The following is a 10,889-nucleotide window of genomic DNA, read 5'->3' as shown; positions in this document are numbered from 1 at the left end:
CCGGGCACGGACCGGCCCCCGCGGGCCGTGCGGGTTCCGTCCGGGGCGGCGCGGCCGGCACCAGGGGCAGCGCGGCCGGTATCCGCTCCAGCACGCCGCCCGCGAAGACGTCGTACAACGGAAGTGTCTCCAGGTGGACGTAGCCGATGTGGCAGTCGCACACCTGGAGCGGGCAGCCGCGGGGGCCGAGGGCACGGCGATAGCTGCCGTCGTAGAGGTTGCCCAGCTCGGCACGGACGAAATGGCAGCGGCGCACCGTGCCGTCGCCGTCCACGGAGATGACCGACTCGCCGGTCCGGCAGGGCAGCCCCGCCGAGGCGTGCGGAAACCTGCTGTACGGGAACAGCGGGTCGAGGGCGGTCCAGCGGTCCGCCTCCTCGTCCGTGTAAGTGTGCCCCTCCGCGGCGTTGACCCACAGGTACACCTGGGCCGGCAGCGCCGCGCGCAACCGCCGGGCCTCGTCGAGGTGCTCGTCCAGGCCGACGACACCGACACTGTGGCGCACCCCGAGAGCCGACAGCTCCCGGCACGCGCCCAGGAACCGCTCGTAAGGCGTCTGGCCCGGGTGGTACGTGCACCAGAGGGCGACCTTGTCCCGATCGGCGTCCGCGAGCCAGCCGGTGCGGCCGCCGAGATTGGTCTGGACGGCGACCCGGCCCACGTGCGGCAGGCGCGACAGCTCGACGACGGCCCTGCGGTACCAGGAGCGGACCAGTGCCTCACCCCACGGAGTGAACAGCACCGACAGCCGGATCCCGGTCTGCCCGGCGGCCCACGCAGTGAAGCGTTCGAGGGCCGCGCGATCGGCCCGGAGTTGCTCCTTGCTGTCGCGCCGCTTGGCGAACGGGCAGTACGGACAGTCGTAGTCGCACGAGGCCAGCGGCCCGCGGTAGAGGATCGTCAGGTCCACGGTCACTCCTCACCCATCGGCCGGCTCACTTCTGTTCGTACGCGGCCATGGCGGCCCGTACCGCCGGGGAGAACAGCTCCGGCCCCAGCGCGTCGGAATGGGCCAGGCCCTCGGGTGAGAGCCGCAGCAGACCGGGGCCCGCGGCCGTGTCCAGCCAGCCGCGCTCGGCGAACATCCCCAGTTCGGCGGGGAAGTCGGTGCGGGGGTCGGACCCGAACCTCTCGCGGTAACCGGTGGTCCGCAGACCTTCCGCCTGGAGCAGGGACTGCAGGAGATGGCGCCTGCGCGCCTCGTCCTCGTCGACGTACCTGCCGACCTCCGCGCGGGAGAAGTCGTCCGTCGCGGTGAAGCGGTCGATGATGCCCCGTATCTCCCGCATCTCCACGGCGTAGTCGAAGGAGTAGTGCAGCGAGGAGGTGTACGAACGGGCCCCGCAGCCCAGGCCGATCATTCCGTCGGTCTGGCACGCGTGGTCGCCGGGCCCGGCCTGCGGCGCGCCCCCGCGGCGGAACATCCGCATCGACACCTGCTCGTAGCCCCGGGCCAGCAGGTGATCGCGGCCCGCGCGGTACAGCCGCAGCCGCTGTTCGTCCCAGGCGGCGTCCGCGGCACTCGGCGGGGCGTCGGCCGTGGCGTCGGCGGACTTCGCCTCCGCCGCCCCTGCCGCGCCGAGCCGGCCCAGGCCGGTCAGCGGGCGCACGTACAGCGGGTAGAGGTACAGCTCCTCGGGGCTCCAGGCGAGAGCGGCGTCCAGCGAGGTGTGCCAGCTCTCCTCCGTCTGCCCCTCGATGCCGTAGATCAGGTCGATGTTGAGCACCGGTATCCGGGTGTCGCGGATCCGGCCCAGAGCCGCCTCCACCTCGGACCTCTGCTGCGGGCGGACCGCTGCCCGGGCCTCGGCCGCGACGAAGCTCTGCACACCGATGCTGATCCGTGTGGTGCCGCGATCGGCGAGTACCGCCAGCCGGTCCGCCGTCGCGGTGGACGGCGAGGTCTCGACCGACAGGGGCACCGACCGCAGGTCGGCGCCCATCCGCTTCTCCGCGATGTCGCAGAGGCGCTCCAGCTCGCCGGCCGTGAGGAAGGTGGGGGTGCCGCCGCCGAAGGCGGCCGCGGCGAACCGCACCCCCTCCTCGTCCCCGAGGGCGTCCCGGACGGCCGTGGCCTGCCGGTCCAGCGCGTCGAGGTAGCGCGTGGTCAGCTCGTCGGGAGCGCCGATGCGGGTGAACAGGTTGCAGAAGCCGCAGCGGACCTCGCAGAACGGTATGTGCAGGTAGAGGGAGAGGGCGTCCTTGCGCTCGCCCGCCCAGAGGCCGCGCAGCGCCGGCCGCCCGCCCGGGTGCCTGTCGAGCGGACGGTAGGCGGTCTTGTGCGGGTAGGCGTAGACGTAACTCCGGTAGGGGCGGACGCCGGGGGAGAGGGTCGTGGCGGTTGCCGTGGTGCCGGTGGTGCCCGGCGGGACGGACGCGGTGCCGGTGCCCGTCGTGGTGCTGGTGGTGCCCGTCATCGGTCTGCCTCCGGATCGAGGATGAAATGGGCGTAGGGCACGGTCCAGACGGCTTCGTGACCGATCCGGTGACCGGTGTAGCCGTCCTCGCCGTACGCCGTCCCGTGGTCGGAGCAGACGATGGCGAAGCAGCTGCGGCGGCTGCTCGCGGCGGCGAAGAGGCGGCCGATGTGCCGGTCGACGTACTCCAGGGCCGCGGCGTGCGTGGCTCTGGAGTCACCGGCCTCCGCTGAGGCGCCCGCCAGGTGGAACCAGTTGGGCTGGTGCAGGGCCGACACGTTGACGAAGAGGAACAGTCGCTCGTCGCGGGGGAGTTCGGCCACGACCTGCTCCGCCCGCGCCACCTGGTTCTCGAAGGAGGTGGGGGAGGTGACGCCGAACCCGGGTTCCCAGTGGCTTTCCTGGAACATGCCGGGCAGTACGGCGCCGAGCGGCGGGCACCCGTTGAAGAAGCCGACGCCGCCGATGCACACCGTGCGGTAGCCCGCGCGCGCCAGGCCGGCGAGCAGGTCGGGTTCGTCGTGGACGAACGTGCCGTCCGCCGTCGACTCACTGCCCGCGAACCGTGCGGCGAAGAGCCGCGGATGTGGTCCGGGCGCTGCCGGGGTGGGCAGGAATCCGGCGAACATCGCCTGGTGGGAGGCGTAGGTGAAGCTGCCGGGTGCGTGCCTCCTCTCCCAGACGCCGCCGGGCAGGTGCCGGGCGAGGTGGGGTGTGCGGCCGGACTCGGCCAACTCCACCGCGACGTCGTACCGCAGGGTGTCCAGGGTCACCAGCAGCAGGTCGTGGCTGCCGACGATCGCGTTCATGTCGAAGGTGCCGGCGTGTGTGACGCCGTCGGGGTGCTCAGATGGCTGGGGTGGCACGGTCGTTCCTCGCTCGGTGGTCGTTCCTCGCCCGCTCGCTTCTCGCCGGGTCGTTCTCCGCCGCGTCGCACGTCGCCGGGGGTACGCGGACAGGTCCCCCGGGCCGGGCCGCTGCGGGGAGGGGTGCCGCCGGGCCGTGCTCGGGCCGGCCGTCCGGCGGGAGCGGTGCGTTCGGCAGGCCGTCGGCGAAGGGGTTGCCACCGAGCACGGCGGTGACCTGCGCCCGGTAGGTGTCCATGCCCTCCGTGCCGGTGTCCGGCAGGCCGGTCAGACGCGGCAGCAGGTCGCCGAACGCGTTGACCTCGCCCACGGCGAAGCGCCGCCAGCCGGTCGAGGGCAGCAGGTCCACAGCCACGCACAAGGTGCCCGGGAAGCAGGCGGCAGCCCGCTCGCACACGGCCAGGACCTCGCGCCAGCTGCCGCCCCCCGCCTCCACGGCTGCCCTGACCTGCCGCAGATCGCCCCGGGTGCCGCCCAGGTGCAGGTTGGTCATGGGGGAGCGGCTCGTCCGTACGACCGCGTGGGTCGCCCGGCCCGCGATCACCACGACCCGGAGATCGGCCACCCGGCCGCCCGGTACGGAGGCCTTCGGCAGCCACCGCTCGACGTGCAGGCCGTCGGGTGCGAGCGCGTCGATGATCTCCGCCACTTCCCGCTCGGTCCGGTAGGTGCGGACGCGCAGCGAGTTGAAGAGCCGGCCCGACCCGTCGCGCTCGACTGACGTCGTCGCCCGTGCCCGGCCGGGCCCCGCCGTCTCCACGGCGAGCACTCCGGAGGCGGAGGAGCCGTGGGCGAGCTTCACGAAGGCTCTCGGCATACGGTGCCCGGCCATCAGCCCCCGTACGTCCGTCCAGTCCCGGACGGGTGCCGCGGCCGGCCCGGAGGTGGGCGAATCCGGCACGGGCACCCCGGCGGCGTCCATGGCACCGTGGCAGAGCCGCTTGTCGAAGAGCACCGCGATGTCGTCCGGGTCGTCCAGCAGGACCGCCCCGGCCGCGGCCGCCGCCCGGCCCACGTCCCGTACGGCCGAGGTGAACCGGTCATACCAGAGGGCGGTGCCCTCCACCCTGGCCGGGTCGGCGACTCCCCGCAGCAGCAGCTCCACCTCGGCGTCCTCACCGGGTGAATCGACACGGACCCGCTCGCCGGCGAGGAACGCGGCCTCCCCCCGCAGGACCTGGGCCCAGGGGACCACGCGCGCGGGCGGCAGCCCGGCCGCGCGCACCGCCTCCTGGAACAGGGCCACCCTGCGGTTGCCGGGGATGCCGACGACCGCGAGCGGCGGCCCGCTACCCGCCGACGACAACATGGCGGGTCCCCTGGTGCTCGATGTCCCGGTCGTCCGCCTCGCCGGGATCGACGCGCACCCCGTCCCGATCGCGCACGCCACCGATACCGGTCACGACCGCATCACTCCGCGACCGCGGTGTAGCGTCCCTCGGCACCGTCGTCCTCCCACGGCGTACAGCGCTCGGACAGGTCGACCCGTACGCCGTGCGGTTCCAGGGCCTCCGTGATCCGGCGCTCCATGGGCTCGGTCAGGAAGTGGTGGCGCAGGTCGAGCGCGGTGAGGTGGGTGAGCGGCTGGCCCTCCAGCAGGGCCGCCGCCCCCTCGTCACCGAGGGTGCCGAAGGACAGGTCGAGGGTACGGAGCTGCGCGACGACCGGCGCGGAACCGATCGCGGCCGCGATCTCGTTCTGCAGCTCGCTGTTGCGCAGGCCCAGGTGGCGCAGGCGGGGGAAGCGGGAGCCGCCGAGGAGCGGAGCCAGATCCGGCAGGGTCGCGTCACCGCCGTAGGCCGAGACACCCAGCCAGAGGTCGAGGTGCTCCAGGGCGGGGAGCTCGCTGTCCAGGACACCGCGCACCACCCCGGCCGGCAGACCGCCGGTCTCGATGGAGAGCGCCCGCAGGGACGAGTGCCGGGTCGGCGGGAAGACCAGGTCCGTACCGCCCCGGACACCGAGGCTCGTCAGGCGCGGATAGGCGGTCAGCAGCGGTGTGACGTCCGACTGCTCGATCCACGAGATCTCGGCCTCCTCCATCACGAGGTCCCCGACGAAGACCGCCTCCAGAGAGGTGAGACGGCCGGCGGCCGCGACGACCAGACCTATGGGAGTGGAGGAGTCCTCCTCGTACACCTCGCCCCACTGACCGATGACCAGGGCCCTGACCCCGGACGGGTCGACCGTGTCGAGGAACTCGGCGAACGCCTCCTCCCAGCTCCCGTACCCCTCGGAGCCGTAGGGATCGACGCTGACGCGCCAGGCCGCGGCACCGGCCGCCGGGCGGCCGGACCCGTCGGCCTCCTGCTGGAAATCGACCACCGGAAGGCCGAGCAACTCGTGCAGATGTTCCACACCGGACATGGCACTGAGCTCCTGATACTGAGGACGGTTGATGTCGGCAAGGTCTATCAAGCGGCACTGACAACCACGACGGCGGCCCCGGGCGCCGGGCGTGACCGGTTGTCAGACCCTCGGCATAGCGTCTTGTCCGTGGCCGTCACAGGGGGTGCCGGCACGGAGGGGAGACGTCTGTGTACCGGCAGGGCGATGTGCTGATCGTGGCGCTGGACGAGTCGGAGGTGCCCGCGCGCTTCCTCGACGCGCCGGGCGAACCGCGCGACGGGCGGGGGCGGCTGGTCCTGGCTCTGGGGGAGGTCACCGGCCACGCGCACGCCGTGCGGGGGCCGGGACGCCTCATGCGTGAGGCGGGGCCGTTCGATCCGATGCTGCTCCATCTGCCCGAAGGCGGGCGGGTGGTGCACGAGGAACATGCCGCGATCGCGCTGCCGAAGGGCTGGTTCCGCGTGGTGCGCCAGCGGGAGTACGCCCCGGGCGCGGTGCGCGTCGTCGCGGACTGAGTCCGGCGGTGAGCGGTGCCGCGGTGAGCGGCGACGCCACGCCTGGACGGCGGGGCGACTTCGGCGGCGACGTGACGGCACGGCGACGCGCGGACGGACGGACACGGGAACAGGGGACGGGAAGACCGATGCAGTACGTGAACACCTGGCGGGCCGTGGCGGCGGCGACGGGAGCGAGCGACAGGAGCGCCGCCGAGGAAGGGGTGCGGCTCGCCTATCGCGGTGCGGGACTCCCCGAACCCGAGCGCGTCCTCTGGGCGGACTCGCCCAAGGCCGCGGTCGAGGTGGTGGAGAAGCTGGCCGGCGCGGGGCGTTCGGTGCGCGAGGACGTCCGCACCCGCCCCTGGGCGCGGGAGCGCCGCCGCGTGTACGACGAGCTGGGTCCGGCCGGCTGGTCCACCCTGTGGTCGGCCACCGGCGCCCAGCTCTGGGACACCACGGCCGCACTGGCCGACCGGATACGGACGGGCGTCGTCGCGGAACTCGCCACCGTGCCCGAGGACGAGTCGGCGGTGCGCCTCGTGCTGCTCGACGCGGTCCTCGGCCAGCACGACGCGGCCTGGCTCGCCGCCTTCGACGGCCGGGGCGAACGGCTGACGGGGCTGGCCCAGGTGGCGAGGAACGCGGGATGGTGGTGGCCCTACGAGCACGCCGTGGTGATCAGCGAACGGCCCGTGGCCCTCCACCGCGACGAGGCGGGCCGGCTCGACCGCGCCGACGGCCCGGCCCTCGCCTACCGTGACGGCTTCGCCCTGCACGCCTGGCGGGGCATGCCCGTCCCGCCGGAGTTCCTCGACGGCCTGCCGAGTCTGACCCCTGAGCGGATCCGCGCCGAGGAGAACGCGGAGCTGCGCCGCGTGATGCTGGAGTCCTACGGCTACGACCGCTACCTCGCCGAATCGGGCGCGGAGCCCGTCCACCGCGACGAGACCGGTGTGCTGTGGCGGATCGCGCTGCAGGGCGACGAGGACGTGACGATGGTCGAGGTCGTCAACTCGACCCCCGAACCCGACGGGACCCACCGCACCTACTGGCTACGGGTCCCACCCAGGATCCGGACCGCGAAGGAGGGCGTCGCGTGGACCTTCGGACTCGACGGAGCCGCCTACGCCCCACTACGCCAGACCTGACAGGGAAGGGCCGTCGGGCACGGTCGAATGCCGCTCCGGGGCGGTACGGTGCCCCCGTCGTCCCGGTCGCCGCGGCGGGCGCTCAGACGGTCGGAACCACATGCTCCAGCCCGAGTTCGCGGGCGAGCGCCTCCTCGGTCCACCGCACCATCGTCGCCTGGGAGAGCGTTCCGCCGTAGGACGTCATCTGGACGGCCAGGCCGTCCAGGAGCGCGGTCAGCCGCCAGGCCACGGACACCGGGTCGTCGCAGTGGAACTCGCCGGCCGCGGCACCCTCCTCGATCACCTCGGCCAGCTCGGCCTTCCACTGCTGGTCGAGATCACCGGCGACCTCGCGAAGCGCCGGGTCGCGCAGGGACACCGCCCAGCCCTCGATCCACAACCGCCAGCCCTTGGCCTGTCCGCTGGGGGCGTACCAGCGGACAGCGGCCCTGAGCCGCCGCACCGCCGTGGTGCGGCGGCTCAGCAGCTTGCGCAGATGCGCCAGATCGGCCTCGGCGGCGTAGGCGAAGGCGGCGGCCACGAGCTTCTCCTTGGAGGAGAAGTGGTAGAGCACGAGCGCGTTGCTCACTCCGAGGACGGAGGCCACGTCGGCGATCCGCACCGCCGAGACCCCGCGTACCTCGATCTGCTCGACGGCAGCGCGCAGGAGCTCATCGCGCCGCTCCGCCACGCCCAGCCGTACTCTCGCCACGGGATCCACCCTAACCAATGCGCCGGCCCGCCCACCGGTCCCCGGCCACCCGCCGGAAGCCGCCCCGGCGGGCGGAGGCACACACTCCGCGGGGCGGCCCCGGGCGACTGCGACCGGGTGCCCCGCCGCACGCGGAATCCTGCGGCCCGCACGCACGTTGAGTCGGCATGACCGACAACGAATCCGGTGACCGAGCGCTGCTGCGGCTCCTCGGCGCCCACGACGGCGGGGTGCTGGTCACCCTGAAGCGGGACGGCAGGCCGCAGCTGTCCAACGTGACCCACGCCTACTACCCCGACGAGGGGGTCATCCGCGTGTCCGTCACCGAGGACCGGGCGAAGACCCGCAACCTCCGCAGGGACCCACGTGCCGGTTACCACGTCACCAGCGACGACCGCTGGGCCTGGACCGCCGTCGACGCGACGGCCGAACTGACCCCGCCCGCGGCCGATCCCCACGACGCGACGGTCGAACGGCTGATCGACCTCTACCGGGACGTGCGGGGCGAACACCCGGACTGGGACGACTACCGGCGGGTGATGGTCGAGGACCGCAGAGTCGTCCTCACCCTGCGCATCGAGCACGTGTACGGCCAGGCCCGCGCCTGAGCCGGCCCTCCCGCCCATAATGAGACGAGACCCCCATGCTCAGGAGACGTTTGTGACCGGCGCCGACAACCATCCCTCGCTCCGCGACCGGCTCCGCGCGCTGCGGCCCGACGCCTTCGGCGCGGACCCGGGCGGCGCGCGGATGGAGCGCATCCGCCGCTCGCCCAACTTCGCCGACGGGGTGTTCCAGAACCCGGAGGGCGCGCGCACCAGGCCCTCCGGTTCCCTGCTCGAATTCGCCCAGGTCTACTTCCGCAGGGAGGAACGGGCCCGCAGGTCGCCGACCGGCACGGTACCCGTCCACGCCACCACACTCGCCGACCTGGCCCGACCGCCCGTGTCCGGCCTGCGGTTGACATGGATGGGCCACTCCACCGTGCTCGCCGAGATCGACGGCAGCCGGGTCCTGTTCGATCCGGTCTGGGGGGAGCGCTGCTCGCCGTTCGCCTTCGCCGGGCCCAAGAGGCTGCACCCGGCACCCCTGCCGTCGGCCGCGCTGGGGTCCGTCGACGTCGTGGTGATCTCGCACGACCACTACGACCACCTCGACCTGCCCACGATCAAGGCGCTGGCCAGGACGGATACCGTCTTCGCGGTACCACTCGGAGTGGGTGCGCACCTGGAGGCGTGGGGGGTCTCGCCGGACCGGATCCACGAGCTCGACTGGAACGAGACCGCACAGGTCGCAGACATCAGCCTGACCGCCACCCCCGCCCGCCACTTCTGCGGCCGGGGGCTGCGCAATCAGCAGCACACCCTCTGGGCCTCGTGGGTCGTGGCCGGCCCCGCGCACCGCGTGTACCACAGCGGGGACACGGGATACTTCTCGGGCTTCCAGGGGATCGGGGCGGAACACGGGCCGTTCGACGCGACGATGATCCAGGTCGGTGCCTACTCGGAGTACTGGCCCGACATCCACATGACGCCCGCCGAGGGGATGCGCGCGCATCTCGACCTCCAGGGCGGCCGGTCGGCCGGTGCCCTGCTGCCGATCCACTGGGGCACCTTCAACCTCGCGCCGCATCCGTGGGCCGAACCGGGCGAGTGGATGAGGGACGCCGCCGAGGAGGCCGGGCAGGCGGTGGCGTTTCCCCGGCCGGGTGAGCCGTTCGAACCGTCCGGGGAACTCCCCTCGGACGCCTGGTGGCGCGGCGTGTCGGCCCCCGTCGCCCGCCCGTGGCGTGGTGGTACGGGGGTGGCCGACACGGCGCCGGTGCACCGGGAAGAGGTCGATCTCGCGGGCGAGCGCTGAGCAAGGACGCCGGCCGTCGGTGACGGGCCGCCGGACGAGGGTCGCGGGTCGGGTTCCGCCGGGACCCGGAAGGTGGCTGAGCGGCCATGGGCGGCCCTCGGCCGGTGACGGCGCCCGGTCCGGCGAGGCGGATCGTGCCTGTGGGCCGTACGGGACGGGGCGCGAAGGGCGACGCACCCTGTGGGCCGTACGGGACGGGGCGCGAAGGGCGACGCACCCTGTGGGCCGCGCAGGACGCGAGCAGTGCGCCTCGTACCGCACGCCGTCCACCCGGCTAACCGCTTCCGGTCGGGGACCGGCCTCAACTTCCCTGCCCCGGACGGCCGTCGGTGGGCGTCCAGGGCGCGACGGGAGGGCGGATCCCTAACGCTTGATCTTTCAACTTCCCCGCTGTTAACGTCCGTGGGACTTCTCGCGAACGGAGTTCCCCCATGCGGTTTCCCCTCATGCGGTTACGGGCCATCACCCTCGCAGCGATCCCCGCGGCCTTCCTCGGGGTCATGGCATCCGCGCCCAGCGCCTCGGCGTGGGCTCCCGGTAACTGCCCGGTCGGACAGTTCTGTGTCTGGCCCGACTGGTGGTACGGCGACACGGACATCCCTCCGTCGCTGGCGACCGACGCGGAGTGGTCCGGCAGTGCTCGCGGCAGCATCTTCTACAACAACACGTCCCGGGACGTCACGATGACGTACGTCGTCGTCCAGGACGGGGCCGAGGGGCCCTCGTACACGGCTTGTGTCGGCAGGGGCCAGGGCAGCTACTTCACCATGCCCATGTCCGTGACGGACGTGAGGTGGCGCCAGGACGACGGCAGCCCCTGCTGGTGATCCTGCCGGGGCCGTACCCGGTCGTCGCGGAGGGTGTCACCGTGCCGGCCGTGCACTGAGGTGACGGACGGCGGACCGCCGGCGCATCCTCTCGGTGGGGGCCGCCGCCCGCCGCTCAGGGAGGCGCGCCCGCCGCCCCCTCGTACCGGACGCGTCCTGCCCGGCCCGACCGTGCGCACCGTCCCGCCCTGCGCCCCGCACCGGCCCGGTGAGCGCACCCGATACCCGGGC

The 10,889-nt window shown here is 73.2% G+C and carries 11 protein-coding genes; 5 read left to right on the top strand and 6 right to left on the bottom strand.

Features of this window, described 5'->3' with window-relative positions:
* From ABZ371_RS22035 to ABZ371_RS22015, 5 genes are all read right to left on the bottom strand, one after another.
* A partial coding sequence (locus ABZ371_RS22035; RefSeq protein WP_358682327.1) for an STM4011 family radical SAM protein occupies window positions 1-910 on the bottom strand: 910 nt, incomplete at its 3' end.
* A 25-nt stretch (window positions 911-935) separates the two neighbouring features.
* Window positions 936-2,417, bottom strand: a complete 1,482-nt coding sequence (locus tag ABZ371_RS22030) for an STM4012 family radical SAM protein (protein ID WP_358682324.1) — start codon at window positions 2,415-2,417, stop codon at window positions 936-938.
* A complete protein-coding gene (locus ABZ371_RS22025) occupies window positions 2,414-3,226 on the bottom strand; it encodes an STM4013/SEN3800 family hydrolase (RefSeq protein ID WP_358682330.1) in 813 nt (270 codons plus the stop codon). The genes ABZ371_RS22030 and ABZ371_RS22025 overlap by 4 nt, the downstream gene beginning before the upstream one ends.
* A gap of 37 nt (window positions 3,227-3,263) precedes the next feature.
* Entirely contained in the window at window positions 3,264-4,592 is a 1,329-nt protein-coding gene (locus tag ABZ371_RS22020; RefSeq protein WP_358682322.1) for an STM4014 family protein, read from the bottom strand.
* 101 nt (window positions 4,593-4,693) lie between these two features.
* Entirely contained in the window at window positions 4,694-5,650 is a 957-nt protein-coding gene (locus ABZ371_RS22015) for an STM4015 family protein (protein WP_358682319.1), read from the bottom strand.
* A gap of 170 nt (window positions 5,651-5,820) precedes the next feature.
* Between ABZ371_RS22015 and ABZ371_RS22010 the strand changes: the two genes are divergently transcribed.
* Together ABZ371_RS22010 and ABZ371_RS22005 are read left to right on the top strand one after the other, a co-directional pair.
* The gene (locus tag ABZ371_RS22010) at window positions 5,821-6,147 is read left to right on the top strand and encodes a hypothetical protein (RefSeq protein WP_358682316.1); all 327 of its coding nucleotides are present in this window, start codon (window positions 5,821-5,823) and stop codon (window positions 6,145-6,147) included.
* Window positions 6,148-6,275: 128 nt separating this feature from the next.
* The gene (locus ABZ371_RS22005; RefSeq protein ID WP_358682313.1) at window positions 6,276-7,277 is read left to right on the top strand and encodes a DUF6745 domain-containing protein; all 1,002 of its coding nucleotides are present in this window, start codon (window positions 6,276-6,278) and stop codon (window positions 7,275-7,277) included.
* Between the two features lie 82 nt (window positions 7,278-7,359).
* Here the strand turns inward: ABZ371_RS22005 and ABZ371_RS22000 are convergent, their stop codons facing one another.
* Window positions 7,360-7,971, bottom strand: coding sequence for a TetR/AcrR family transcriptional regulator (locus tag ABZ371_RS22000; RefSeq protein WP_358682310.1), 612 nt, complete (start codon window positions 7,969-7,971; stop codon window positions 7,360-7,362).
* Between the two features lie 167 nt (window positions 7,972-8,138).
* On the opposite strand from ABZ371_RS22000, the gene ABZ371_RS21995 reads away from it, so the two are divergent.
* From ABZ371_RS21995 to ABZ371_RS21985, 3 genes are all read left to right on the top strand, one after another.
* A complete protein-coding gene (locus ABZ371_RS21995) occupies window positions 8,139-8,579 on the top strand; it encodes a PPOX class F420-dependent oxidoreductase (RefSeq protein WP_358682307.1) in 441 nt (146 codons plus the stop codon).
* A 52-nt stretch (window positions 8,580-8,631) separates the two neighbouring features.
* The gene (locus ABZ371_RS21990) at window positions 8,632-9,831 is read left to right on the top strand and encodes an MBL fold metallo-hydrolase (protein WP_358682304.1); all 1,200 of its coding nucleotides are present in this window, start codon (window positions 8,632-8,634) and stop codon (window positions 9,829-9,831) included.
* A gap of 431 nt (window positions 9,832-10,262) precedes the next feature.
* Entirely contained in the window at window positions 10,263-10,658 is a 396-nt protein-coding gene (locus tag ABZ371_RS21985) for a hypothetical protein (protein WP_358682301.1), read from the top strand.
* The last annotated feature ends 231 nt before the right edge of the window (window positions 10,659-10,889 follow it).

It is taken from the genome of Streptomyces sp. NPDC005899 (assembly GCF_040629645.1).
In the GTDB taxonomy this organism is placed as follows: Bacteria; Actinomycetota; Actinomycetes; order Streptomycetales; family Streptomycetaceae; genus Streptomyces.
Note: the sequence above shows the minus strand (reverse complement) of the source record. Positions and strands in the feature narration are given on the sequence as shown.

Bases quoted from the DNA above. Each gene is read 5' to 3' on its own strand.
- ABZ371_RS22030 (WP_358682324.1), bottom strand. From the start codon at position 2,417: ATGACGGGCACCACCAGCACCACGACGGGCACCGGCACCGCGTCCGTC.
- ABZ371_RS22025 (WP_358682330.1), bottom strand. From the start codon at position 3,226: ATGAACGCGATCGTCGGCAGCCACGACCTGCTGCTGGTGACCCTGGAC.
- ABZ371_RS22020 (WP_358682322.1), bottom strand. From the start codon at position 4,592: ATGTTGTCGTCGGCGGGTAGCGGGCCGCCGCTCGCGGTCGTCGGCATC.
- ABZ371_RS22015 (WP_358682319.1), bottom strand. From the start codon at position 5,650: ATGTCCGGTGTGGAACATCTGCACGAGTTGCTCGGCCTTCCGGTGGTC.
- ABZ371_RS22005 (WP_358682313.1), top strand. From the start codon at position 6,276: ATGCAGTACGTGAACACCTGGCGGGCCGTGGCGGCGGCGACGGGAGCG.
- ABZ371_RS21995 (WP_358682307.1), top strand. From the start codon at position 8,139: ATGACCGACAACGAATCCGGTGACCGAGCGCTGCTGCGGCTCCTCGGC.
- ABZ371_RS21985 (WP_358682301.1), top strand. From the start codon at position 10,263: ATGCGGTTTCCCCTCATGCGGTTACGGGCCATCACCCTCGCAGCGATC.